The organism is Streptomyces sp. WAC03905, assembly GCF_057371075.1.
On record NZ_JBXYDZ010000003.1, the window covers coordinates 676,486 to 701,345 of the forward strand.

The 24,860-nt window shown below is 72.5% G+C and carries 22 protein-coding genes; 15 read left to right on the forward strand and 7 right to left on the reverse strand.

Annotated features, from left to right (window positions below; genetic code table 11):
* Nucleotides 1-34: 34 nt before the first annotated feature.
* A complete protein-coding gene (locus AC2RP6_RS06025) occupies nucleotides 35-1,144 on the forward strand; it encodes an FAD-dependent monooxygenase (protein WP_486445220.1) in 1,110 nt (369 codons plus the stop codon).
* Nucleotides 1,145-1,152: 8 nt separating this feature from the next.
* Here the strand turns inward: AC2RP6_RS06025 and AC2RP6_RS06030 are convergent, their stop codons facing one another.
* Both AC2RP6_RS06030 and AC2RP6_RS06035 read right to left on the reverse strand, forming a co-directional pair.
* Nucleotides 1,153-2,106: a phosphotransferase family protein gene (locus AC2RP6_RS06030; RefSeq protein WP_486445221.1), complete on the reverse strand. Its 954-nt coding sequence runs from the start codon at nucleotides 2,104-2,106 to the stop codon at nucleotides 1,153-1,155.
* 184 nt (nucleotides 2,107-2,290) lie between these two features.
* The gene (locus tag AC2RP6_RS06035) at nucleotides 2,291-2,725 is read right to left on the reverse strand and encodes a hypothetical protein (protein ID WP_486445222.1); all 435 of its coding nucleotides are present in this window, start codon (nucleotides 2,723-2,725) and stop codon (nucleotides 2,291-2,293) included.
* 300 nt (nucleotides 2,726-3,025) lie between these two features.
* On the opposite strand from AC2RP6_RS06035, the gene AC2RP6_RS06040 reads away from it, so the two are divergent.
* A complete protein-coding gene (locus AC2RP6_RS06040) occupies nucleotides 3,026-3,361 on the forward strand; it encodes an SAV_915 family protein (RefSeq protein ID WP_486445223.1) in 336 nt (111 codons plus the stop codon).
* A gap of 13 nt (nucleotides 3,362-3,374) precedes the next feature.
* Nucleotides 3,375-4,727, forward strand: coding sequence for a diaminopimelate decarboxylase (lysA, locus tag AC2RP6_RS06045; protein ID WP_486445224.1), 1,353 nt, complete (start codon nucleotides 3,375-3,377; stop codon nucleotides 4,725-4,727).
* Nucleotides 4,728-4,733: 6 nt separating this feature from the next.
* On the opposite strand, the gene AC2RP6_RS06050 is transcribed toward lysA, so the two are convergent.
* Nucleotides 4,734-5,156, reverse strand: a complete 423-nt coding sequence (locus AC2RP6_RS06050; protein ID WP_486445225.1) for a MarR family winged helix-turn-helix transcriptional regulator — start codon at nucleotides 5,154-5,156, stop codon at nucleotides 4,734-4,736.
* 175 nt (nucleotides 5,157-5,331) lie between these two features.
* On the opposite strand from AC2RP6_RS06050, the gene eno reads away from it, so the two are divergent.
* The 6 genes from eno (at nucleotide 5,332) to AC2RP6_RS06080 (ending at nucleotide 12,840) form a co-directional block, all read left to right on the forward strand.
* Nucleotides 5,332-6,639, forward strand: a complete 1,308-nt coding sequence (gene eno, locus AC2RP6_RS06055; RefSeq protein ID WP_486445226.1) for a phosphopyruvate hydratase — start codon at nucleotides 5,332-5,334, stop codon at nucleotides 6,637-6,639.
* A gap of 281 nt (nucleotides 6,640-6,920) precedes the next feature.
* On the forward strand, nucleotides 6,921-7,010 hold the full coding sequence (kdpF, locus tag AC2RP6_RS06060) for a K(+)-transporting ATPase subunit F (protein WP_037695290.1): 90 nt from the start codon (nucleotides 6,921-6,923) through the stop codon (nucleotides 7,008-7,010).
* A gap of 8 nt (nucleotides 7,011-7,018) precedes the next feature.
* Nucleotides 7,019-8,683, forward strand: coding sequence for a potassium-transporting ATPase subunit KdpA (kdpA, locus tag AC2RP6_RS06065; protein WP_486445227.1), 1,665 nt, complete (start codon nucleotides 7,019-7,021; stop codon nucleotides 8,681-8,683).
* Nucleotides 8,680-10,785, forward strand: coding sequence for a potassium-transporting ATPase subunit KdpB (gene kdpB / locus AC2RP6_RS06070; RefSeq protein ID WP_486445228.1), 2,106 nt, complete (start codon nucleotides 8,680-8,682; stop codon nucleotides 10,783-10,785). The genes kdpA and kdpB overlap by 4 nt, the downstream gene beginning before the upstream one ends.
* A gap of 6 nt (nucleotides 10,786-10,791) precedes the next feature.
* Nucleotides 10,792-11,508 carry a potassium-transporting ATPase subunit C gene (locus tag AC2RP6_RS06075; RefSeq protein ID WP_486445229.1) on the forward strand — a complete coding sequence of 239 codons (717 nt, stop codon included), beginning with the start codon at nucleotides 10,792-10,794 and terminating at the stop codon, nucleotides 11,506-11,508.
* A gap of 159 nt (nucleotides 11,509-11,667) precedes the next feature.
* Complete coding sequence (locus AC2RP6_RS06080) at nucleotides 11,668-12,840, forward strand: hypothetical protein (RefSeq protein ID WP_486445230.1); 1,173 nt, start codon at nucleotides 11,668-11,670, stop codon at nucleotides 12,838-12,840.
* Between the two features lie 144 nt (nucleotides 12,841-12,984).
* On the opposite strand, the gene AC2RP6_RS06085 is transcribed toward AC2RP6_RS06080, so the two are convergent.
* Nucleotides 12,985-14,271, reverse strand: a complete 1,287-nt coding sequence (locus tag AC2RP6_RS06085) for an extracellular solute-binding protein (RefSeq protein WP_486445231.1) — start codon at nucleotides 14,269-14,271, stop codon at nucleotides 12,985-12,987.
* Between the two features lie 335 nt (nucleotides 14,272-14,606).
* Here AC2RP6_RS06085 and AC2RP6_RS06090 point away from each other — a divergent pair, with 335 nt between their 5' ends.
* Nucleotides 14,607-15,182: a hypothetical protein gene (locus tag AC2RP6_RS06090; RefSeq protein ID WP_486445232.1), complete on the forward strand. Its 576-nt coding sequence runs from the start codon at nucleotides 14,607-14,609 to the stop codon at nucleotides 15,180-15,182.
* On the opposite strand, the gene AC2RP6_RS06095 is transcribed toward AC2RP6_RS06090, so the two are convergent.
* From AC2RP6_RS06095 to AC2RP6_RS06105, 3 genes are all read right to left on the reverse strand, one after another.
* Nucleotides 15,177-16,037 carry an NmrA family NAD(P)-binding protein gene (locus AC2RP6_RS06095; RefSeq protein ID WP_486445233.1) on the reverse strand — a complete coding sequence of 287 codons (861 nt, stop codon included), beginning with the start codon at nucleotides 16,035-16,037 and terminating at the stop codon, nucleotides 15,177-15,179. The genes AC2RP6_RS06090 and AC2RP6_RS06095 overlap by 6 nt on opposite strands.
* 8 nt (nucleotides 16,038-16,045) lie before the next feature.
* Nucleotides 16,046-16,477: a hypothetical protein gene (locus AC2RP6_RS06100; protein ID WP_486445234.1), complete on the reverse strand. Its 432-nt coding sequence runs from the start codon at nucleotides 16,475-16,477 to the stop codon at nucleotides 16,046-16,048.
* Nucleotides 16,478-16,695: 218 nt separating this feature from the next.
* Nucleotides 16,696-17,214, reverse strand: coding sequence for a MarR family winged helix-turn-helix transcriptional regulator (locus AC2RP6_RS06105; RefSeq protein WP_486445235.1), 519 nt, complete (start codon nucleotides 17,212-17,214; stop codon nucleotides 16,696-16,698).
* A 243-nt stretch (nucleotides 17,215-17,457) separates the two neighbouring features.
* Between AC2RP6_RS06105 and AC2RP6_RS06110 the strand changes: the two genes are divergently transcribed.
* The 5 genes from AC2RP6_RS06110 to AC2RP6_RS06130 all read left to right on the forward strand — a co-directional run bounded on the left by AC2RP6_RS06110 (nucleotide 17,458) and on the right by AC2RP6_RS06130 (nucleotide 24,803).
* A complete protein-coding gene (locus AC2RP6_RS06110; RefSeq protein WP_486445236.1) occupies nucleotides 17,458-19,992 on the forward strand; it encodes an ATP-binding SpoIIE family protein phosphatase in 2,535 nt (844 codons plus the stop codon).
* Nucleotides 19,993-20,010: 18 nt separating this feature from the next.
* A complete protein-coding gene (locus AC2RP6_RS06115) occupies nucleotides 20,011-20,862 on the forward strand; it encodes a class I SAM-dependent methyltransferase (protein WP_486445237.1) in 852 nt (283 codons plus the stop codon).
* A 343-nt stretch (nucleotides 20,863-21,205) separates the two neighbouring features.
* Nucleotides 21,206-21,910, forward strand: a complete 705-nt coding sequence (locus AC2RP6_RS06120; RefSeq protein WP_486445238.1) for an RlpA-like double-psi beta-barrel domain-containing protein — start codon at nucleotides 21,206-21,208, stop codon at nucleotides 21,908-21,910.
* Between the two features lie 257 nt (nucleotides 21,911-22,167).
* Nucleotides 22,168-24,126: a DNA helicase RecQ gene (gene recQ / locus AC2RP6_RS06125; RefSeq protein ID WP_486445239.1), complete on the forward strand. Its 1,959-nt coding sequence runs from the start codon at nucleotides 22,168-22,170 to the stop codon at nucleotides 24,124-24,126.
* Nucleotides 24,127-24,563: 437 nt separating this feature from the next.
* Nucleotides 24,564-24,803 (forward strand): hypothetical protein, encoded by a 240-nt coding sequence (locus AC2RP6_RS06130; RefSeq protein WP_393847035.1) that lies wholly within the window; start codon nucleotides 24,564-24,566, stop codon nucleotides 24,801-24,803.
* Nucleotides 24,804-24,860: the final 57 nt, after the last annotated feature.

A 24,860-nucleotide genomic window follows, 5' to 3' on the forward strand; every position in this document is an offset into this window, starting at 1 on the left:
GCGTACACCGTACAGACCATGCAGGGAGCCCTTTATGCAGACCGTACTCGTCTCCGGTGGCGGCACGGCCGGACCCGTCCTCGCCCACTGGCTGCGCCACCACGGCTTCGCGCCCACCGTCGTCGAACGCGCCCCGGCACCACGCACCGGCGGCCAGGCCGTCGACATCCGCGGAGCGGCACTCGAAGTCGTCCGGCGCACGGGCCTGTTGGAACAGGCGCGCAGCGTCCGGACCCGGATGCGCGGGATGTCGATCCTCGACCGCGACGGCAAGGAGGTCGACCGCTCCACCGAGTCGACCTTCAGCAGCGGCAGACTCGACAGCGAGGACATCGAGCTGCTGCGGGAGGACCTCGTGCGGATGGTGTACGAGCACACCCGCGGGGGCGTCGAGTACCTCTTCGGCGACAGCGTCACCGCGCTCGACGAGGACGGGACGGGCGTGCGCGCCGACTTCGCACACGGACCGTCCCGCACCTTCGACCTCGTGGTCGGTGCCGACGGGCTCCACTCCACCGTGCGGCGCCTGGTCTTCGGTCCGGAGGAGCGCTTCTCCCACCATCTGGGCAGCTACCTCTCCGTGTTCAGCGCCGACAACTTCCTCGCCCTGGAGGACTGGCAGATGTGGCTGCGCGACGGCGACAGGGGTTTCGGGATCATGCCCGTGCGCGACAACACCGAACTGCGGATCGCCTTCGGCTTCGAGTCCGCCCCGCTCGTCGCCGACGCCGGGGCCGGCGACGCGCTGCGGCAACGGGTCGTGGACGAGCTCGCGTCGCTGCGCTGGGAGGGCCGCCGCCTGGCCGAGGCCGCCCGTACGGCGACCGACTTCTACTGCGACGCCATGGCCCAGATCCGCATGGACCGGTGGTCGCGGGGCCGCGTCGCCCTGCTCGGTGACGCCGGCTACTGCGCGTCCCCCCTCTCGGGACAGGGCACCAGCCTCGCGCTCGTGGGCGCCTACGTCCTGGCGGACAGCCTTGCCCGGGCCGACGGGGATCACCGTGCCGCGTACGCCGCCTACGAGGAGCGGATGCGCCCGTTCACCACCCTCAACCAGGCGCTGGCCACCGAGAACCCCGGCGGGCCCGCCTCCGAGGAGTCCGTCGCACACGCCAAGAACGCCATCGAGCTGAGCAGTTGAGACCTGGTTCAGGCGTAGCGCTCGAACAGGGCCCCGATGTACCCCTCCAGCCTGCGGGTCAGGACCTCGGCCGTCAGGTCGAAGCGGCCCAGTTCCCGCCACGGGACGGCGACCTTCTCCGCCTCCGGAGCGAAGGCCAGGGCGTCCAGCAGGCGCCAGTACAGGTGGGCGGGGCCCTCGGCCAGGGTGCCTCCGGCGTCGGCGTACCGGTCGGCGAAGCGCATGCCCGAGGGGACTCCGTGCAGGAGGGCGAGCGCCGTCGCGCAGTGGGCGACGTCCAGGTCGGCCGGCCCCCAGGAGGTCTCCACCCAGTCGACGACGCCGCTGATGCGGAGGGCGCCGTCGGCGCCGGTGAAGAGGACGTTGCCGGGATGGAAGTCCCGGTGGAGGAAACAGCCCTGATGGGCCGGCGGCTCCCGCCGGATGACGTCGACCGCCCGGCGCCAGAGGCCGGGCCGTTCGGTGGCGGCCGGCGGGGTCACCCGTTCGGGCGAGGTCCATGCCTGGTAGCGCCGGAGCCGCTGCGACGCGGTGAGGGGCAGCCGGTGGATGGAGACGAGTTGGCGGGCCAGCAGCCCGGCGCGGACGCCGGCGTCCTCGTCGCCGAGGCGCACGGTCCCCGGCAGCAGGGACATCAGCAGGGACGGGTGGTCGCAGTACTGCGCGGTCGCGTCCACCGCCACGGGCGTCGCCGCGGGTACGTCGGTCCCGCCGAGCCGTTGCAGGACGGCCGCCTCCCGGGTCAACAGGCCCTCCGCGTGCCGGACGTAGAAGGGCTTGACGAAGGACCGCAGGACGAGCGAGCGCCGGCCTGGCCCGGCGAGGTCCAGCCGCCGCATTCGCGACGTCCAGCCTCCGCGCAACGTCGTGACCTGCTCGATGCGCTCGCCCTCGGCGAGCCTCTTCTCCACCCAGGACCGGGTGGCCCCCCACCCGCTCATGTCCTCGGCCCCCGCGCCCATGGCCCCAGGTTACCCATGCCGACGAACGCGTCCCCGGCCGGTCAGGAGGCACACCGGCCGCGCACGACGCTTACTCCGGCCGGCCAGGTGTCGTGTGCAGATCGACGAGGTGCTCACCCGGGCCGCCCTCCCCGTCCAGCAGCACGACCAACGCGCGGTCGCCGACGGTGCCGCCCGGCCCTTCTCAGGCGGCGCCGTGGCTCAGCCGGGCGTGCAGGGCGGGGCCGGCGACGGCCACCACGACGAACAGGAACCCGGCGGTGATCAGTGCCGGATCGGCGAACCACAGGCCGGTCAGCCAGTCGACGAGCAGGGCCACGCCCACCAGCAGCATCTTCGCCACCACGAGGCCGAAGAACAGCTTGCGGTCGAGCGGAGCCCTCCCGGTGCGGGCGAGGCGGCGCCCGACGAGGCGCCCGGCGACGCTGACGCAGAGCACCACCACGAGGACGCGCAGCGCGTGCTCCCAGGCGGGCATGTCCCCGCCGATCACCCAGACCGCACCTATGGCCGCCCCGGCTGCGGCGTAGGCCGCCGGCGTGCGTGCGGAGCCGCTTCCCGTGCGACCGTCGCGGACAGGTGTGTGCCCGGCGGACGCGCGGGCGCTGCAGCTGGACATGTCTCGCCTCTCGTAACGCAGAGATAGAACAAATAGGACAAAACAACTTGCACTCCGAGTGTCATATGTTCGGGGCGGCGCGTCAAGCGCTCCGGCCCCCGGTGACTCCCGCCCGCCTTCCGACGCCCGGCGCGACCGCTGCGTACGTCAGTGATCCGTATGGACTCGGCCCGTGGCCGTCAGGGGCCCGTTACCGGACGGCACTGCGCCGCCGGGCGCGGATAGCTTCGTGGGCGCGCCCCGGGTCGCCTCCCCGCGTCCGGGGCCCATCACCTGCTCGTGGTTCCCCTGGGAGGGCCCATGTGTTTGTTCCAGTACGACGACGACCCCGAGCCCGAGGAACGGGTCCCGGCCGGATGCCTCTTCGTGCCCGTCCGGCCGGGTACCGCGCAGGTGGTGCTCCGGATGTTCCGCACCCCTCTGGGCGGGCGCACCGCCGTCGCCTTCACCCGGCCCGATCTGCTGGCGGCGACCCTCGGCGGCGGGCACCCGTGGATCCGGCTGTCCGAGTCCGCGCTCCGCGCGCTGGCCGCACCGCTGGGCCCGTGCCCGCTGACCATCGACCCGACCTTCACCGCTCCCGCCGTCACGCCGGTGCCGGCCCGGACGGCGGACCTCGCGGTCCGCGCGCTCTGAGGGGGGACGCCACATGACCGTCACCGTCACGGCCAAGGCCGCCCCCGCCACCGCCACCGCCACCGCCACCGAGGACCTGTCCGTCTGGCCCGCCTCCACCCAGCGGCTCCCGTACGGCGGCCTGGCCGTCGGCGGGGTGTCGCTCGCGGAGGTGGCCGAGCGGTTCGACACGCCCGCCTACGTCCTCGACGAGGGTGAAGTGCGCGGGCGCTGCCGGACCTACCGGGACGCCTTCCCCACCGCCGACGTGCTGTACGCCGCCAAGGCGTTCCTGTCCCGGGCCATGGTGCGCTGGATACGGGAGGAGGGGCTGGGCCTGGACGTCTGCTCGGCCGGGGAACTGGAACTGGCCGTCACGGCGGGCTTCCCGCCCGATCGCATCGTGCTGCACGGCAACGCCAAGTCGCCCAGGGACCTGGATGCGGCGCTGCGCCTCGGCGTCGGGCGGATCGTCATCGACGGCCCGTCGGAGATCGCCCGGATCGCGGCCGCCGTCGGTCCCGAGGGCCACCAGAGGGTCATGGTGCGGGTGGTGCCGGGCGTGTCCGCCGGGGGCCACGACAAGATCCGCACGGGCACGGACGACCAGAAGTTCGGCCTGTCCCTGACCGACGGCGGGGCGCAGCACGCCATCGCGCGGATCCTGGGCCAGCCGCAGCTGGAACTGACGGGGCTGCACTGTCACATCGGCTCCCAGATCACCGAGGTGAAACCGTACGTGGTGGCCGTGCGCCGCATGGTCGGGCTGATGGCCCGAGTCCGCGACACGCACGGCGTCGTCCTGCCCGAACTCGACATGGGCGGCGGCCACGGCATCGCCTACCGGCCCGGCGAACCCGCCCTCGACCCGACCGCACTGGCCCGCCGGCTGCGGGCGGAACTCGTCAAGGGCTGCGCCGCGGCCCGCCTGACCGTCCCCCGGCTGCTCATCGAGCCGGGGCGGGCGGTCGTCGGGCCCGCCGGCGTCGCCGTGTACCGCGTGCTCGCCGTCAAGCACACCGGAGAGACGGTGTTCGTCGCCGTCGACGGCGGCATGAGTGACAACCCGCGGCCCGCGCTGTACGGGGTGCGCTACGCGCCCCGCCTGATCGGCCGCGCCTCCACGGCCGCGCCCCGTACGGCGACGGTCGTCGGCCGGCACTGCGAGGCGGGCGACGTCCTGGCCGCCGAGGTGGACCTGCCCGGCGACGTCCGCCCCGGTGACCTGCTGGCGGTGCCCGTGGCGGGCGCCTACCAGCTGTCCATGGCGTCGGGTTACAACCTGGTGGGCCGCCCCGCGGTCGTCGCGGTCCACGGGGGCGCGGCCCGGCTCCTGGTCAGGCGCGAAACGCTGGACGACTTCCGCAGCCGGGACATCGGCGACTGAGCGGCGTCAGCGGGCCGCGAGCCGCTCCAGCAGGGCGGTGCTCCGGGCGAGCAACGCCCGCTCCTCCTCGGTGAGTTCGGCCGCGATGGCCTGGGCGAGCCAACCGGCCCGGCGGCCGCGCTCCGCTTCGAGCGCGGCCCGGCCGGCGTCCGACAGCTCGACCAGCGACTTGCGGCCGTCCGTGGGGTGCGGCCGGCGTGTGATCAGGCCCTGCTCCATGAGCAGCCCGACCGCCCGGGCCATCGACTGGGGGCGTACTCGCTGATCCGCGGCGAGGTCGCTGGTGGTCATGGGGCCGTTGCGGTCGAGCGCGCCGAGCACCGCGGCCTGACCGAGCGGAATGCGGTCCTCGTCCTTGACGCGCCGAATGAGCCTGCCCATGGAGATGCGCAGTTCAGCGGCGATGGCGGCGGCTTCCGAGGAGGGCATAGGGCACTTTACCCCGCTGATCGGTCACGCTGCGCACCTGATCTGTACAGCCATGCTGCACAGCATAGCTGTACAGCTGAACTGAACAGCATTGCTGTAGGGTTTTCCTCGTCGGGCCCAGCGCCGGCGTCGTCGCGGCCGGGCCGCGGCACCTGACCAACGGGGAGGAACCACCATGTCCGCTACAGCAGCCCACACCGCCGACACCGGTATCGAGACCGTCACCGCCCGCCGGATCATCGACAGCAGGGGCAACCCGACGGTCGAGGTCGACGTCGTCCTGACGGACGGCTCCCTGGGGCGTGCGGCCGTGCCGTCGGGTGCCTCCACCGGCGCCCGGGAGGCCGTGGAACTGCGCGACCGGGACTCCGCGCGCTGGCACGGCATGGGCGTCGACCGCGCCGTGGCCCACGTGAACGGGGAGATCGCGGCCGCCGTGCACGGCCGGGACGCGGCGGACCAGGCGGGGCTCGACGCCGCACTGATCGCACTCGACGGCACCGCCACGAAGTCCCGTCTCGGGGCGAACGCGGTCCTCGGCGTCTCCCTCGCCGCCGCCAAGGCCGCCGCGGCGGCCCACCGGCAGCCGCTCTACCGCTACCTCGGCGGCTCCGACGCCCACCTCCTGCCGCTGCCGATGATGAACATCGTCAACGGCGGTGCGCACGCCGACAATCCGCTGGACTTCCAGGAGTTCATGATCGCTCCGGTGGGCGCGGACACCTTCGCCGAGGCCGTCCGCATGGGCAGCGAGGTCTTCCACACCCTGCGCCGTGACCTGCTGGCCGCCGGCCACTCCACCGGCGTCGGCGACGAGGGCGGCTTCGCGCCCTCGCTGCGCACCGCCGAGGAGGCGCTCGACTTCGTGGTGGCCGCCGTCGAGCGCACCGGCTACCGCCCCGGCACCGACATCGGCCTGGTCATGGACCCGGCGTCGTCGGAGTTCTTCCGTGACGGGGTGTACCACTACGCGGGCGAAGGCGTGCGTCGCACCCCCTCCGAGCACGCCGATCACCTGGCCGGGCTCATCGACGCCTACCCGGTCCTCTCCATCGAGGACCCGATGGCGGAGAACGACCTCGACGGCTGGCGCGAGCTGACCGCGCGCGTCGGCGACCGCTGCCAGCTGACCGGCGACGACGTGTTCTGCACCAACGAGTCGCTGCTGCGGGAGGGCATCCGTACCGGCGTCGGCAACTCGGTCCTCGTCAAGGTCAACCAGATCGGCACCCTGACCGAGGCGCTGGCCGCGGTGACCACCGCCCACGAGGCGGGCTGGACGGCCGTCATGTCGCACCGCTCGGGCGAGACGGAGGACACGACCATCGCGGACCTGGCGGTGGCGACCGGCTGCGGCCAGATCAAGACCGGCTCGCTCTCCCGCTCCGACCGGACGGCGAAGTACAACCAGCTGATCCGGATCGAGGAGGAGCTGGGCGCCGCGGCACGCTTCGCGGGCCGCTCCGCGTTGCGCCGGGCGTAACCGGCGCGCACGGCGGCCGGCCTGCGGCGGCGTGGTCCCCGGACCGCGCCGCCGCGGTCTGCGTATCGGCGCCGTTAAGGGTTCGTGCCCGCCCGTATGGGGCCCGTCAAGGCGGGCCGGTGCCGCGGCGATGAAGGGGTTATCTGGTGATCGACGGCCGGTTGGCCGGTTCCTTTCCCTCTCTTCATCCAGGAGCTCACGATGGCCGATCTGGCCTTCGTCGCCACCACGGTCGCGGTGTTCGCGCTGGTGGCTCTCATCGCCCGGGGGGTGACCAAGCTGTGAACGTCGAGAACGTCGTCGGCCTCCTCGTGGCCGTCTCCCTGCTCGGTTACCTCGTCCTCGCCCTCGTGTACCCGGAGAGGTTCTGAGCACTGCCATGAGCTCCGTAACCGCTGGTGTGCTCCAGCTGCTCGCGCTGATCGCCGCGCTGGCCCTGGCCTACCGTCCGCTGGGCGATTACATGGCCCGCGTCTACTCCTCCGACCGGCACTACCGGCCGGAGAAGTGGATCTACCGGGCCGTCGGCGCGAACCCGTCGGCCGAGATGCGCTGGCCGGCGTACCTGCGCGCCGTCCTGGCGTTCTCCGCCGTGGGCGTCGTCTTCCTCTACCTCCTGCAGCGGGTGCAGGGCGCCCTGCCCGGCTCGCTCGGCTTCGTGTCCATCGACCCGGACCAGGCCTTCAACACCGCCGCGTCCTTCGTGGCCAACACGAACTGGCAGTCGTACTACGGCGAGCAGGCCATGGGCCACGTCGTGCAGACCGGCGGCCTGGCGGTGCAGAACTTCGTCTCGGCGGCCGTGGGCATGGCCGTCGCCGTGGCCCTCGTACGGGGCTTCGCGCGCTCCCGCACCGGGGAACTCGGCAACTTCTGGGCCGACCTGGTCCGCGGCACCGTCCGGATCCTGCTGCCCCTCTCCGTGATCGGCGCGGTCGTGCTGGTCGGATGCGGCGTCATCCAGAACCTCGCCGGGATCCACGAGGTCGGGCAGTTCATGGGCGGCTCGCAGCAGTGGAACGGCGGTGCGGTGGCCTCGCAGGAGGTCATCAAGGAGCTGGGCACGAACGGCGGCGGCTACTTCAACGCCAACTCCGCCCACCCCTTCGAGAACCCCACCCCCTTCTCTAACCTGTTCGAGATCTTCCTGATCCTGGTCATCCCGTTCGCCCTGACCCGCACCTTCGGCCGCATGGTCGGCAACCTGCGCCAGGGCTACGCGATCCTCGCGACGATGGGCGTCATCTGGCTCGGATTCACCGCGCTGATGATGTGGACGGAGTTCGCGCACCGCGGGCCGGCCTTCGAGGTCGCCGGCGGGGCGATGGAGGGCAAGGAGACCCGCTTCGGGATCGCCGGCTCGTCGCTCTTCGCGGTGGCCACCACGCTCACCTCCACGGGCGCGGTCAACTCCTTCCACTCCTCCTACACCGGCTTCGGCGGCGGCCTCACCATGCTGGGCATGCAGCTCGGCGAGATCGCGCCCGGCGGCGTCGGCTCCGGCCTCTACGGCATGCTGATCATGGCGGTCATCGCGGTGTTCATCGCCGGTCTGATGGTCGGCCGCACCCCCGAGTACCTGGGCAAGAAGATCGGCACCCGCGAGATCAAGCTCGCCGCCTGCTACATCCTCGTCACCCCCGCCCTCGTGCTGTGCTTCACCGCCGCCGCGGTGGCCCTGCCCACCCCCGGCGATTCGATGACGAACTCCGGCGCGCACGGCTTCTCGGAGATCCTCTACGCCTACACCTCCGGCGCCAACAACAACGGCTCCGCCTTCGCGGGCCTGAACGCCGACACCCAGTGGTTCAACAGCACCATCGGAATCGCCATGCTGCTGGGCCGCTTCCTGCCGATGGTGTTCGTCCTCGCGCTGGCCGGCTCGCTGGCCGAGCAGAAGCCCGTCCCCGAGACGGCGGGCACCCTGCGCACCGACAAGCCGCTCTACGCGGGGCTGCTCGTCGGCACGATCGTCATCATCACCGGTCTGACCTACTTCCCGGCGCTGGCGCTGGGTCCGCTCGCCGAAGGGCTCGCAGCATGAGCACCATCACTCCCACCAGGGCTCCGCAGCAGGACGTGCCCACCGGCCACCAACCGGTTTCCGGGCGCGTGGGCGGCGGCCTGTTCGACCCCAAGCAGCTGGTGAAGTCCTTCCCGGACGCGGTGCGCAAGCTCGACCCCCGCATCATGATCAAGTCGCCGGTCATGTTCGTGGTCCTGGTCGGCTCGGTGGTCACCACCGTCCTGGCGGTCAAGGACCCGGCGGACTGGTTCGGCTGGGCCATCACCGCGTGGCTGTGGCTGACCACGATCTTCGCGAACCTCGCCGAGGCCGTCGCCGAGGGCCGCGGCAAGGCCCAGGCCGACACCCTGCGCAAGGCCAAGACCGACTCCGTCGCCCGCCGCCTGACCCGGGACGGCAGGAGCGAGGAACAGGTCCCCGGCACGGAACTGCGCATCGGCGACCTGGTCGTCTGCGAGGCCGGCGACATCATCCCCGGCGACGGCGACGTCGTGGAGGGCGTCGCGTCCGTCGACGAGTCCGCCATCACCGGCGAGTCCGCGCCGGTCATCCGGGAGTCCGGCGGCGACCGCAGCGCGGTCACCGGCGGTACGAAGGTCCTCTCCGACCGGATCGTCATCAGGATCACGACGAAGCCCGGCGAGACCTTCATCGACCGCATGATCGCGCTCGTGGAGGGCGCCGCCCGGCAGAAGACGCCCAATGAGATCGCGCTGAACATCCTGCTGGCGTCGCTGACGATCGTCTTCCTGCTGGCCGTGGTCACGCTCCAGCCGTTCGCGATCCACGCGGGCGCCGAGCAGTCCATGATCGTGCTCACCGCGCTCCTGGTCTGCCTGATCCCCACCACCATCGGGGCGCTGCTGTCCGCGATCGGCATCGCCGGCATGGACCGCCTCGTCCAGCGCAACGTGCTGGCCATGTCCGGCCGCGCGGTCGAGGCGGCCGGGGACGTCTCCACGCTGCTGCTCGACAAGACCGGCACCATCACGCTCGGCAACCGCCAGGCGTCCGAGTTCGTCCCGGTCAAGGGCACGACGGAGGCAGAACTCGCCGACGCCGCGCAGCTGTCGTCGCTGGCCGACGAGACCCCCGAGGGCCGTTCCGTCGTCGTCCTGGCGAAGTCGAAGTACGGGCTGCGCGAACGCCATCAGGATGAGCTCGCCCACGCCGAGTGGATCGCGTTCACCGCCCAGACCCGCATGTCCGGTGTCGACGTCGACGGCAGGAAGACCCGCAAGGGCGCGGCCGGCTCCGTGATCAGCTGGGTCAAGGAGCAGGGCGGCCGCGTCTCCGACGACGCCGACCTCCTCGTCCGCCGCATCTCCGAAGCCGGCGGCACCCCGCTCCTCGTCGCCGTCAACGACTCCAGGGGTGCCCGCGTCCTGGGTGTCATCCACCTCAAGGACGTGGTCAAGGAGGGCATGCGCGAGCGGTTCGACGAACTGCGCCGCATGGGCATCAAGACCGTCATGATCACGGGCGACAACCCGCTCACCGCGAAGGCCATCGCCGAGGAGGCGGGCGTCGACGACTTCCTCGCCGAGGCCACCCCCGAGGACAAGATGGCCCTCATCAAGCGCGAGCAGGCCGGCGGCAAGCTCGTCGCGATGACCGGCGACGGCACGAACGACGCGCCCGCCCTGGCGCAGGCCGACGTCGGCGTGGCCATGAACACCGGGACCTCGGCCGCCAAGGAGGCCGGGAACATGGTCGACCTCGACTCCAACCCGACCAAGCTCATCGAGATCGTCGAGATCGGCAAGCAACTCCTCATCACCCGGGGCGCGCTCACGACGTTCTCCATCGCCAACGACGTCGCGAAGTACTTCGCGATCATCCCCGCGATGTTCGCGGTGGTGTACCCGGGCCTGGACAAGCTCAACATCATGGGCCTGTCCTCGCCGGAGTCGGCGATCCTCTCCGCCGTCGTCTTCAACGCGCTGGTCATCATCGCCCTGGTCCCCCTCGCCCTCAAGGGCGTCCGGTACCGGCCCACCAGCGCCGACAGGATGCTCCGCCGCAACCTCGGCCTCTACGGGGTGGGCGGTCTGATCGCCCCGTTCATCGGCATCAAGCTCATCGACGTCCTCATCTCCCTCATCCCCGGAATCGGCTGATCTGCGATGAACAACTCTGTAGGCAACACAGCGCGGTTGCTCGGTGCCGGCCTGCGGGCCCTGCTCGTCCTGACCGTGATCTGCGGGGTCGTCTACCCGCTCGCCGTCACCGGCATCGCCCAGGTCCTGTTCCACGACAAGGCCAACGGCTCCGAGGTCAGGGACACGAGCGGGCAGGTCGTCGGCTCCTCCCTCATCGGGCAGACCTACGACCTCCCGAAGCAGAACCCCGACGACCCGGACGAGGCCGCGAAGCCGGACCTGAAGTGGTTCCAGCCGCGCCCGTCCAACGGCCTGGGCAGCAACAGCGTCAACACCCGGTACGCGCTGATCCTCTCCGGCGCCACCAACCGCTCCGCCGACAACGGGGCCGTGAACGGCAAGTGCACCGAGGACGCCGAGGACGGCACCCTCTGCGCCCAGGTCGTCGCCGCCAAGGAAGCCGTCGTCGCGGACAACTCCACCGGCTCGTACACGGTCAAGCCCGAGGACGTCCCGGCCGACGCCGTCACCTCCTCCGGCTCCGGTCTCGACCCGAACATCTCCCCCGAGTACGCCAGGCTCCAGATCAACCGGGTGGCGGAGCGCAACGAGCTCGACGTCAGGCAGGTCGAGAAGCTCGTCGCCGATCACACGACCGGTCGCACGCTCGGTTTCCTGGGTGAGCCCCGCGTCAACGTGCTGGAACTCAACACCGCCCTCAAGGCCCTGTCCCGGGGCTGACACGGGGTGCGCGGGCGGTGGATCGGAGTAAGGGCACGTACATCATGACAGGTCAGCGGCCTTTTACGTAGGACGGAACGCACAGTTCGTGAGGCTTGTCCGGTCCGCCCCCCGACTCCCAGAATCTCCTTTCGTGCATCACCCGGAGACTGGGGGAACATGGGGATGATCAATCACGACGCCGTTCTGCGCGCCCGCGTGCTGCTGCTGGGTTCCGGTCGGCCGAGCCTGCTCGAAGAGGTCGAGGCCTACCGGGTCCTGGCGGAGGTGAGCCCGAAGGCGTATCTGCCGAAGCTGGTCGACGCGCTGCTGCTGATGAGCTACCGCAGCCGGCTCCCGGAGCGGGAACTGGCGCTGACCACCGAGGCGGTCGAGGCGGCCCGGAGGATCGACGCCGGTGTGCCGGCCAGGACGGACGGGCTGCGCAGGGCGCTGGATGCCCACCAGAGGGCGTTGTTCGGCCTCGGACGCCGCGCGGAGGGACGCGCGGTGTGCGAGGAACTGGCCGCGGCCGGCCACCACGGGCGGCTGGCGGTCGCCCTGGCGGAGGAGGGCCGCTTCCTGGAGGCCGCCGGGCTCAACGAGAAGGCGGCGCGGAACGGCACTTCGGAGCCGTCCTTCTGGAGCATGGTCGAGTGGGCGGCCAATCTGGAGGGCGCAGGCCTGCACGACGCGGCCTCGGACGTCTTCCGCGAACGCACCGACCACACCCGGCGCAAGGCGGCCGAGCAGGACACGGCGCTGGCCATCCTCACCTGGGAGTTGGTGCACCTCTCCCGGATGCGTCAGGGGGCCGGGCAGGCGGCGGAGGCCGCGGCCGTCCGGCAGGAAGCCCTGGCCGTCCTGGAGGGGCTGGCCGCGGAGGGTGAGCCCAAGAACTGGAGCTGCGTCCTCGGGTGGTGGGTCACCCTGTTCGCCCTGTCGGGACGGGCGGACGAACCCGCCGCGAGCCCCGTGGCCCCGATGCCGTCGTTCGGTACGGACCACACCTTCGTCAGCGCCACGAAGGACGCCTTCCTCGCCACCCTGCCGGCGATCGAAGCGGAGGCGGCGCGACTGCGCGAGGGCGGCCGCCTGCCCGAACTGGTCGACGCCCAGCGCAGGATCAGCGTCCGCGCGGCGATCCGCGAGGGTGACCGTCCCCACCGTTTCGGGGACCGCTTCGCACCGTATTTCGACGAGGGCGTGGCGCTCGCCCGCCGCCTGCCCGACGACCCCGCGCGCCTCGCCCGGGCGCTGACGGACCGTTCGATGTTCCTCGTCGCCGCGCGCACCTTCGAGCCCGCGTACGCCGACTTCGCGGAGGCCGTCGCGCTCCTCGACGCCCGCTAGCCGGAGCCGGGCCGTGCCGACAGGTCGGGCCGGGGCAGGTCGGGCCGGGGCAGGTCGGGCCGGGGCAGGTTGGGCCGGCAGGTCGGGCCGGCGCCTTGGGCCGCGTCCCGCAAGGCCGGGGAGGCGGCCGGCGCGCCCCTCCGCTCAGTGCCCGTCAGCGGCCAGCTCCGCCTTGTGCGCCATCTCCTCCAGGACGGCCTTGGGGTCGCCGCCCGGGGCGACGGCGCGCCCGATGTTGCGCTTGATGGCGTCGCTGACCGCCACCCACGAGGGGTCGTTCACCGGGTAGAGACGGGCCGTCCGCAGCGCGCTCAGGAAGTCCTCGTCGGTCTGGCTGAGGCCGCCGCCGGCCGGGGTGCGCGCTGCGGAGGCGGTGGCGGGCAGCAGGTGGTAACGGTCCACGAAGTCCGCCAGGTTCTTGTCCTGGTAGACGAACTCGAGGAACTTGCCCGTCTCGACCCGCTTGCCGTTCTGTTTGAAGGCCACCATCCAGTCGGCCACTCCGACGGTCGGCGGGCTCTCCCCGCCGGCCAGCGAGTCCGAGACGGGCATGGCGACGGTGCCGACGTCGATGCCCTTCGCGGCCGCTTCGTGGGCCAGCGACGGGTACCCGTTGAGCATGCCGACCTCTCCCCGCAGGAAGGCGGCGAACGCGTCCGCGCGGTTCATCTCGGACGGCGCGGTGGGCCCGACCAGGCCGGGGGCGACCAGATTGTCCCTGACCCACTGCCAGGTACGGATGTTCTCCTCGGAGTCCAGGCTGTAGCCGCCGCGGCTGTCGGCGTAGCCGCCGCCGTTGCTCAGCTCCCAGATCAGCGCCTCCGCGTGCGCCTCCTCCGGGCCCAGCGGCAGGGCGTACGGGTACTTCACGCCCTTGTCCTTGAGCGCCTTGGCGGCGGCCTTGAGCTGGGACCAGGTCCTGGGCGGGGCGGAGACGCCGGCCTTGGCACAGAGCGCCTTGTTGTAGAACAGCAGACGGCTGCTGGCCACGAAGGGCAGGCCGTAGAGGCGGTTGTCGAAGGTGCCGGCGTCGGCGAGCGGCTGGAGGAAGTTCGCCTCGGCGCCGACCGACAGGAGTTCCTCCGCGGAGTACAGCTTCCCCTGCGCGGCGAAGTCGGAGTAGGAGCCCATGAGCGCCACGTCGGGGGCCTTGCCCGCCTTGACCATGCGCGAGACCTCGCGGTCGATGTCGGCCCACGGCAGCAGCCGTACGTCGACCTTGATGCCGGGGTTGGCGTCGGTGAACGCGCCGGTCACCTTCTCCCAGTAGGCCTTGGAGCTGGTGGCCGGGGTGTCGCCGTACTCCGCGGCCACCAGATGGAGCGTCCCGCCGTCATCCGCGCCGCCGTCCGCGCCGCCGCATCCGGACAGGTGTGGCAGGAGGCCGAGTACGAGCGCGGTGGCGGCCGGCCCGAAGATCTTTCGTCGCACGAGCGTATTCCCCTGATGTCGCTTGGATGTTGCCGCGCACGGCGACGCACCCTGCCGGGGGTGCTCTGCGGCCCGGTGGCCGGAATCATCTCCTGAGGTGGAGCGATTGATTCCGGTCGCGCGGCAGGTGTGGCCGAAGATCCAGACCGGGGTGCGCCCGGTTGTGGCTTCCGACGAGCCCGCGCCCGATCTGACGCGCGTAGAACGGATCCCGGCGGGGCGGAGCCCGTTCGGCGGGATGGTGAAACGCTCCGCCTGCCCACCTTCGAGTGAGCCGGAGCGGCCCCGGCGGCGTCGTCGATGGGCCGGCGGCGGTCCGGGCCGAGGATGCGCGCATGCGACTCTCCTCGACCCTGCCCCGCCGTGTCCTCGTCCCCCTCGTGGCCGCCGTCGCCCTCCTCGGCACGGGCGGTACCGCCGCCGTCACCGCCGCGGAGGCCTGCGGTTCGATCATCACCGCTCCGCTGGCCCCGCCGCTCCCGGCGGACGATCCCTGCCCCAGCGCCGATCCGGTCGTGTGCCGTATCCGCGTCCTGCCGATGGACGAGAAGGTGGAGGCGCAGCGGACCCGGATCCGCTACCACGACCTGCTGGAGGCGATGCACCGCACCGAGGCCGACATGCGCGGGGCGGGCGCCTCCGACGAGGAGATCGCCCGGGAGCTCGTCGACATGCGCAACCAGGCGAAGGAGATCACCCGGGCGGGCATGACCCCCGAAGAGGTCCGCGTGCTGGAGGAACGCAACACGGCCAAGTACGGCAACCCGCTCGGGCCCACCGCGGACCAGCTCTACGTGAAGTACGGCTCCTGGCAGAAGGTCACCGACGCGTCCATGCGCACCAGCTACGCGGTGGACCGGGAACTGGCCCTGGAGTACCGCCCCTGCCCGGTCGGCGGGACTTCGTCATGAGAAGTGTGCGCGGTTCTCGTGGAGGAAGGCGTCGAGGGTGCGGGGCGGACGGCCGAGGACGCGGGTGACGGCGTCGTCGGGCCTTTCCGGCCGGGTGACGGCGAGTTGCTGGATCTCCGTGATGTGATCGGCGAGCCAGTGGGGCATCCCGGCCCGGTGGACGAGGTGCTCCCGCAGTCCCGCCGGGCCGAGGTCCACGGAACGCACCTCACGGCCGGTCAACACACTCAATCTGCGGGCCAGTTCCGGATGGGAGACCGCCTCGGGTCCGGTGAGGACGTAGGTGCCTCCCGCGATCTCGGGCCGGGTGAGCACGGCGGCGGCGACGTCGCCGATGTCCCGGCAGTCGACGTAGTTGCAGGGCGCCTCGCCCATCGCTCCGACGATGACGCCCCGGGCGATGTCCGGCGCGAGCCGCAGCAGGTTCTGCATGAACGCGTAGGGGCGCAGGACGGTGTGGCCCAGCCCGAGGGCGCGCAGGTGCCGCTCCACGGCGTGGTGTCCGCGGGACACGGCGACCGGTGAGTCCGGTTCGGCGGCGGGCGCGGAGATCTTGACGACGTGTTCGACGCCGGCGCGGGCGGCGACGTCGACGACCCGGGTTTCGAGTGCGACCTGTGCGGGGCCGTTGGCCATGGTGAGGAACAGCCGGCTCGCGCCCTTGAGGGCGGAGCGCAGCGAGTCGGGATCGGCGGCGTCGGCGTGGCGGATCTCCAGGCCGCGGTGGCGGGCACCCGCGATGCGGGGGATGCCGGGGATCGGCACGTGCGGGGTGCGGGTCAGCGCGCGTACGGGTGCGCCGAGCGCGAGGAGGCTGTGGAGCAGGGCGTTGCCCGTCGCTCCGGTGGCTCCCATGACGACGATCATCGATGTCCTCGATTCGTGGCGGGGTGGTGGGCGGCGGCCGTGCGGCGCCGGCGCAGGGTGACGATCGTGGTGGCGAGTGCCGTGGAGAGGGGCAGGTCGAGGCGCAGGCGCTCCAGCCGGGCGGAGGACGGCAGGGGTGTGTGAGCCGGCAGCCAGTCGCCCGCGAACCACCCCAGCAGTGCCGCGGCGCCGGTCGCGACGAGCACCAGTACGGCGGTCGCGGCGGCCCCCGGCCGGGCGGCGGTCCAGCGCCGGGGCCGCCCGCCGCGCCGCAGCCAGGCGCCGACGAGGAGGGCCACGACGGCGGAGGTGCCCGCGATGGAGGTGCAGGCGGCCACGGCGAGGTCGCGCTGCCCGGTGGCGAGTCCGGCGGCGCCCGCCGTCAGGGCCGGGGCGGCGTACGCGGTGAACACTTCGCGCCACAGCACGAAGGGCCGCGGCGCTCTCCGGCTCGGGCCGGTTACGGACCGGGCGCCGGCCCTGCCCCGGTCTCCGGCCCTGCCCCCGTCTCTGGTTCTGGTTCCTGACATGGATCCGGGTCCGTCCTTTCGCTACGGCGGTGCCGAGAAGGTAATTAGCGGGCTAACTATTGGGGGAAGAAAAAGGCCCTGCCCGGAGGGCGGGGCCGGACGGGCCGGGCGCAGGGTCAGTCGGCGGCCAGGGCCGCGCTGCCCCGCACCACGCGGGCGAGCAGGTCCAGGAACACGGCACGCTCCTCCACGGTGAGCCCGCCCACCATCGACTGCAGTCTCCCGAAGTGCTCGGGCGCCATGTCCCGCAGGCGCTGCGCACCGCGGGCCGTCAGGATGGCGACGGTCCCGCGGCCGTCCTCGACGGACGGACGCCGGGCGACCAGGCCTTCGCGTTCGAGGCCGTCGAGCAGACCGGTGACCGTGGCCCGGGAGACGTCGAGGTCGGCGGCGAGGCGGGAGGGGGACTTCTCCCCGCCATGGTCCTCCAGGTCGGCGAGCAGGCGGTAGCGGCCCGTCGACAGGCCGAACCGGGCGAAGTGCGCCTCGGCCGCGCGGCCGACCCGGGCGCCCGCCGCGATCAGCCGCACCGCGACCAGCACCGCCTGCGGGTCGGCGTCCAGACCGTAGTGCTCGATCTGCCGCCCGGCCTGCTCCAGAGTGGGCGTCTCGCCGTCGGCGCCGTTCGTCGTCATGCAGATAATATGGCAGCTAACCATCTTCCTGTCCAGGATGGCGGGGCCGACCGTCGACCGGCCGCGCCCCGTGTACCGGTGCCGTTGTACGGCGTCGGGTGCGGCCACCGCCCGGCCCGGGGCCGCTCGCGCGACACTGGGAATGACGCCCGACGCGGTACCGGACGGCGCAACGCCCCTGGCTCCGGGCCGGGACTTCGACCAGCATGGGGACAGCGGGACCGGCTGACGAGATGGGCACGCATGCGCGCCAGCGAGAGCAACCAGGACTATCCCTTCGCCGTCACGAACACGGCCGCGGCCCTGCTGGACGGTGCCGGGACGGTCCTCGCCTGGACACCGGCGGCCGAGGCCCTCCTGGAGCGCCGGTCCGCGGACGTGTGCGGCCGGCCGGCCCGGGATCTCCTCCTGGACCCGGGCGACTGGGAAGGTGTACTGGCCCAGGGCGGCCGGGACCAGCACGGTCGGGACCAGGGCGGCCTGGAGCAGGCCGGCCGGGAACAGGCGGGTCCGGCCCAGGACGGCCGGCGCGGGGACGGGCCGACCGGACCCGGCCGGGACGGCTGGGAGGGGCGGGCCACGCTGCGGCACGGCTCCGGCGGCGCGCTGGAGATCGGCTTCCGCGTCATCCCGCTGAACGACGGCGTGCCCGGCGGGGCGGCCCGCTGCCTCGTACTCGGCGCCCCCTTGGAGCTGGTCGCACGGTGGCGGCAGGACCACGCCTTCACCAACGAACTGTTCCTGCAGGGCCGGGTCGGCCTGGCCGTCTTCGACGGGGACCTGCGCCTGCTGCGCACGAACACGCACCTGCTGCCGTACACGGGGGTGCCCGTCGAGCTGTACGGCCGCCGCCTGGCCGACTTCCTGTGGCCCGCGGACGCGCAGACCGTCGAGGGCCGGCTGCGGGAGGTCCTGGACGGCGGGATTCCGCTGATCGGCTTCAACACGACCGTCCGCACCCTGGACGATCCGAGGGGCGGGCGAATCGTCACCATCCAGGCCTTCCGGCTCCAGGAGTCCGGCCACCGGCCGATGGGCGTGGCGGCGGTGTTCACCGACGTCACCGACCACGAACGCGCGCGCGGGCGCCTGGACCTGCTCTACCGGGCGACCGGCGCGCTGGGCGGTTCCCTGTCCGTGCTGCGCACCGTGGAGGACCTGGTGAAGGTCCTGGCGCCGACGCTCGGCGACTGCGCCGCGGTGGACCTCGCGGAGACCGTCCTCACCGGCGGTGAACCGTCCTCCGATGGGCACCTGGCCCTGCCGCTGATCCGGATGGCCGTCGCCGGGACGCGGCCGGAGGCCCTGCGTACGGGGACGACGACCCGGTTCGCGGCGCCGCCCTCCGCTTCCGCGGAGCGGGCGTGCCGGGGCGAGCTGGTCACCGGCCTCGGCGGCCGACCCGCGCAGCCCGCCCAGGACACCGTCCCGGAGTGGGCCTCGGCCGTGCCCGGCGCGCATTCGGCGATGACGGCCCCGCTGTGCTCGCGCGGCGTCCGGTTCGGGCGGCTCACGCTCTGGCGCACCGGGGACTCCGCTCCGCTGGAGCGGGACGACCTGGCGCTGCTGGAGGAGATCGCCGCGCGCGCGGCCGTCGCCGTCGACAACGCCCGGCGCTACACCAAGGAACGCCGTACCGCCGTGGGTCTGCAACGCAGCCTCCTGCCGCCGGCCACCTCGGAGAAGCCCGCGGTGGAGGCAGCGGGGCTCTACCTGCCCGCCGACGCGGACAGCGGAGTGGGCGGCGACTGGTTCGACGTCATCCCCCTGTCGTCGGCCCGCGTCGCCCTGGTGGTCGGGGACGTCGCCGGTCACGGGCTGCACGCCACGGCCATGATGGGGCGCCTGCGCAGCGCCGTGCGCGCGATGGCGGACCTGGAGCTGGAACCGGAGGAGCTCCTCGCGCACGTGGACGACATGGTCGTGCAGGTCGCCTCCGAGGCGGAGAACGACGACCCCGACGACGCTGACGCGGGCGTTCCGCTGCCCGGCGGTCCGGCTGGGGCCACCTGCCTGTACGCCGTGTACGACCCGGTCACCCGTACCTGCGTCATGGCGAGCGCCGGGCACCCGCCGCCCGTCGTCGTCGGCCCGGACGGAACGGTGGAGTACGTCGAACTGAGCCCCGGCCCGCCGCTGGGGGTCGGCGGCTGGCCCTTCGAGCCGGTGGAGGTCGACCTGCCGCCGGGAAGCGTCCTCGCCCTGTACACCGACGGCCTGATCGAGCGCGGGGAGGGGGACGTCGACGAGGGCATGCGCGACCTGGCGGACCGGCTGCTGCGCGCGGACGTACTCGGCAGGCCGCTGCGCCAGGCCCGGCACGACATCGTGGAGGGGCTGCCGCCGGGGCGGCTGAGGGACGACGTGACCCTCCTGCTGGCCCGGACCCGGGTGGTGGACACCGCCTCCATCGCGACGTGGCTGCTCGACGCCGATCCGGCGGTCGTCGCCGACGCGCGTCACCTCGCCCTGGCCCAGCTGACGGCCTGGGACCTCGACGAGCTGTCGTTCAGCACGGAGCTGATCGTCAGCGAGCTGGTCACCAACGCCATCCGCCACGCCGGCGGTCCCGTCCGGCTCCGTCTGATCCGGGCGGACACGCTGACCTGCGAGGTCTCGGACTCCAGCAACACGCAGCCGAGGATGCGGCGCGCGCGGAACTCCGAGGAGGGCGGCCGTGGCCTCTACATCGTCGCCCAGCTCTCGCACCGCTGGGGCAGCCGCTACACCGCGGGCGGCAAGACCGTCTGGTCCGAACAGAACCTGCCGCTCGTCTGACCACAGGAGGTGGTGACCGTGACCAGCGGACCTCGGGTGGATCCCGCGAACGCCGAGCAGGCGCGTGCCTGGGACGGGCGGGAAGGCAGCTACTGGGCGGAGCACGCCGACCGGTTCGACCGCGCGATCCGCCCCTACCGGACGCACTTCCTCGACGCGGCCGACGTGTCCACCGCCGACCGGGTGCTGGACGTCGGCTGCGGCACCGGCGAGACCACCCGCGCCGCCGCGCGGCGCGCGAGTGGCGGCCGGGCGCTGGGCGTGGACCTGTCGGCGGCGATGCTGGACGTGGCACGACGGCGGGCGGTGGCCGAGGGCGTGCACAACGTCGAGTTCGTGCAGGCGGACGCCCAGGTCCACGCCTTCGGGGCGGCTTCGTTCGACGTGGCCGTGAGCCGTACCGGATCGATGTTCTTCGCCGACCCGGTCGCCGCGTTCCGCAACATCGGCGGTGCGCTGCGCCGCGGCGGCCGCCTCGTCCAGCTGGTCTGGCAGGAGGCTGCGGGCAACGAGTGGTTCCTCGCCTTCACGCAGGCCCTGGCCGCGGGGCGGCCGATGGCCGGGCCGCCGCCCGGCGCGCCCGGGCCGTTCTCGCTGGCCGAGCCGACGCGGGTGCGGGCCGTGCTCGACGCGGCCGGCTTCACGGACGTCGGGCTGGAGGCGCACAGCGAGGCGATGTGGTTCGGTGAGGACGCGGAGGACGCGGAACGGTTCACCCTGGGCCTGCACGGCTGGATGCTCGACGGTCTCGACGACGAGGGCCGGCGGCGTGCGGTCGACGCTCTGCGGGCCACCCTCACCGCCCACGAGACCGACGACGGCGTCCGGTACGCGTCCGCGGTCTGGATCATCCGCGCCACGCGCGCCTGACGCCGCCCGGGCCGGCGCGCAGGAGAACTCCAGGGTTAAGGCGGGATCAACTGAGCCTTAAGGATCCGGGCGGCTCCCGTCGGCCGCGCGTCGGTCCGGCCGGTCGCCGCGTGCGGCGCACGCCCCGCGGATCGTCGGCGGCGCAGGGGCCGCCACCTGCGCCTTCGCGCGCCCCGCCGGGGGCTGCGGGCCCCTTGTCGGGACGCCCGTCTTGCGGCGCGCAGCAGCCGGGGGCGCCGTCCCCGCCGGTTTTGTAACACGGCGACAAGAACCGAACTCCCGTGTGGTGGCGGGCGTATGCAGGACACAGGGGAGGCCGTGCCCATCCGAACGAGGAGTGTCGATGTCCCGGAAACGGACGATGAGTCTGACGAAGAAGCTCGTGCTCTCTGTCACCACGGGAGCCCTGGTCACCGGAGGGGCCGTCGCCACGATGGCGAACGGCAATGCCGCAGCTCCCGAGGTGGTGTGTCCGGGGTCGACGGTGACGCTGTCGGGTGAGGCGGGTCCGCCGGCGGCGACCAGCGGGACCTTCCCCGTCGGAACGAAGCTCAAGGTCACCAACCTCGACAACGGCCAGGCCACCACCGTCACCGTCAACGGCCCCTCCGGCAGCTGCGTCCTGCTCAACAACGCCGCCTTCGACAAGGTCCGCGAACCCGGCAAGAACCTGATCCGGCGGGCCCGCGTCGAGCGCGTGGGCGGCGGCAGCGCCCCGGCCACGGGGGCTGCTCCGGCCGCGCCCGCCAAGCCGGCGGCCCCGTCAGCGGCGCCGGGCGGACAGGCCCCGCCGGCCACCGGCGAGGTGGTGTGTCCGGGGTCGACGGTGACGCTGTCGGGTGAGGCCGGTGCGCCGGCGGCGACCAGCGGGACCTTCCCCGTCGGAACGAAGCTCAAGGTCACCAACCTCGACAACGGCCAGGCCACCACCGTCACCGTCAACGGCCCCTCCGGCAGCTGCGTCCTGCTCAACAACGCCGCCTTCGACAAGGTCCGCGAACCCGGCAAGAACCTGATCCGGCGGGCCCGCGTCGAGCGCGTGAACTGACGTCCGGGCGAACTGGTTCGAGGCCACGGGTGCCATGGCGGGGTAGGGGGCGGTCCTCCCCCGCCATGGCACCGGCGTACGCGAAAGGCCCCCGCGGGGCCGCGGTCGGGCGCCGGCCCGGGCCGGCCGTCGGCGAGGCCCCTGACTCCTCGTCCCGGCCCCCGACTCCTCGCCCCCGGCTCCTGGCTCCTCGTCCTGGGCCGCCGGGTTCCGTTGGAGGGACCCGGCGTGTCGGCGGCTGCCGTTAGGCTTCTCGGATGGCCCTTCCGGACACTTCCCCCGATACCTCCGACGCTCTGCAGGTACTGCACCGCGTGTTCGGATACGACTCCTTCCGCGGTGAGCAGCAGGAGATCATCGAGCAGGTGATCAGTGGCGGCGACGCGCTCGTGCTGATGCCGACCGGCGGCGGCAAGTCGCTCTGCTACCAGATCCCGGCGCTGGTCAGGGAGGGCACGGGCGTCGTGATCTCGCCCCTGATCGCGCTCATGCAGGACCAGGTGAACGCGCTGAACGCGCTCGGGGTGCGGGCCGGCTTCCTCAACTCCACGCAGGACCCGTACGAGCGGCAGGCCGTGGAGCAGGCCTTCCTCGCCGACGAGCTGGACCTGCTCTACCTGGCCCCCGAGCGGCTCCGCACCGAGAGCGCCCAGCGGCTGCTCGACCGGGGCAAGGTGTCGGTCTTCGCGATCGACGAGGCGCACTGCGTCGCCCAGTGGGGTCACGACTTCCGGCCCGACTACCTCGCGCTGTCCATGCTGCACGAGCGCTGGCCGAAGGTGCCGCGGATCGCGCTGACCGCGACGGCCACGCAGGCCACCCACGCGGAGATCGTGGCCCGGCTCGGCCTGGAGGAGGCCCGGCACTTCGTCGCCAGCTTCGACCGGCCGAACATCCAGTACCGCATCGTGGCGAAGAACAACCCGGTCAAGCAGCTGCTGGACCTGATCCGGACCGAGCACCCCGGAGACGCCGGTGTCGTGTACTGCCTGTCGCGGGCCTCGGTGGAGAAGACCGCCGCGTCGCTGGTGGAGCAGGGCATCGACGCGGTGGCGTACCACGCGGGGATGGACGCCCGGGCGCGCGCGGCGAACCAGGCGCGCTTCCTGCGGGAGGACGGGGTCGTGGTGGTCGCCACGATCGCCTTCGGCATGGGCATCGACAAGCCGGACGTGCGGTTCGTGGCGCACCTGGACCTCCCGAAGTCGGTCGAGGGCTACTACCAGGAGACCGGCCGCGCCGGCCGTGACGGCGAGCCCGCCACGGCATGGCTGGCGTACGGCCTGCAGGACGTGGTGCAGCAGCGCAAGCTCATCGACGGTTCCGAGGGGGACGAGGCGCACCGCCGCTCCCTGGGCATGCACCTGGACGCCATGCTGGCGCTGTGCGAGACGGTCGAGTGCCGTCGGGTGCGGTTGCTGGCCTACTTCGGGCAGGACGGCACACCCTGCGGCAACTGCGACACGTGCCTGACTCCGGCCGAGTCCTGGGACGGGACGGTCGCCGCGCAGAAGCTGCTGTCGACGGTGTGGCGGCTGGCGAAGGAGCGGCGGCAGAAGTTCGGTGCCGGCCAGATCATCGACATCCTCCAGGGCAAGAAGACGGCCAAGGTCATCCAGTTCGACCACGACGCGCTGTCGGTGTTCGGTGTGGGTGCGGACCTGGGCACCGCTGAGTGGCGGGGCGTCGTACGGCAGCTGCTGGCGCAGCGGCTGCTGGCGGTGGAGGGCGACTACGGGACGCTGGTGCTGACGGAGGACAGCGGCGAGGTGCTGGGCGGTCGCCGCAGCGTCCCGATGCGGAAGGAGAAGGCGCCCGCCGCTCCCTCCCGCAAGGAGTCCGGGTCTCGTTCGGGCAAGGGCAATCGGGTACCGGTCGACCTGCCGGCCGGGGCCGAGCCGGTGTTCCTGGCGCTGCGCGCCTGGCGGGCCGAGACCGCGAAGGAGCAGGGCGTACCGGCGTACGTCGTCTTCCACGACGCGACCCTGCGGGAGATCGCGACGCGGCTGCCGGCCACGGTGGAGGAGCTGGGCACCGTCGGCGGCGTCGGCGAGGCGAAGCTCGCCAAGTACGCCGAGGGCGTGCTCGCCACGCTGGCGGGGTCCGGCGCGGCCGCCGCGCCCGCCGCGGCGGCCCCCTCCGGTCAGGACCCGGACGAGCCGCCCTTCGACCCGGAAGGCAGTGAGCCCCCGCCCTGGGACGAGGACTGGCACTGAGAGGTCTCACCGCAAACGGCCGGAGGGCCGGGTCGTCGAAATCGACGACCCGGCCCTTCGCCGTATCCGCACCCGGTGTGGCCGCGTCGTCACGCCCCGCGTCCTCAGCAAACCTGCACATCGTGTCCGCGATCTCGACCGCAGGCCGGGCCAGCCCCTCCGCGCACCCCCGAAACGCCTGCATCTTGCGCCGATTCGCCCCGTTCCGTTCCATGTAAGCGGGGCGTCGCCCATATCTGTTACTCGATCTCGTGAAGAAGTCGCCACCATTCGGTGAATCAAGCTGCACGTCCGTCACCGAAGGCGCTCCCCCACCCGTGAGGGGCAGTCAACGGGATTGGATGACCGGCCCGTTCGCGTGCTTACATCTCTCGCACCGCACCACCGGAAACCGGCAGCGGCAATGAATTCCTCCCCCCATGTGAAAGGTGCGCTCCATGCGTAACGACATCGAGACCCGTGAGATCGACGACACCGAGCTGGACGCCGTCTCCGGCGGCATCATCAGCGTGTCCGGCGGCCTGGCCGGCGCCGTGACCAGCGATGTCAACAACGTGGTGGGCGTCGTGGGCTCGCTCCACACCGTCCAGGCCGCGACGGGCATCGTCTCCCACGTCCCCGGCCTCGTCACGGGCATCACCGGCGTTTCGGTGAACGCCGGCCGCGCCGGTCTCTGATCCGGATTTGCCGGTGAACCCCGGAGCATCCCCCACGGCTCCGGGGTTCTCGGCGGT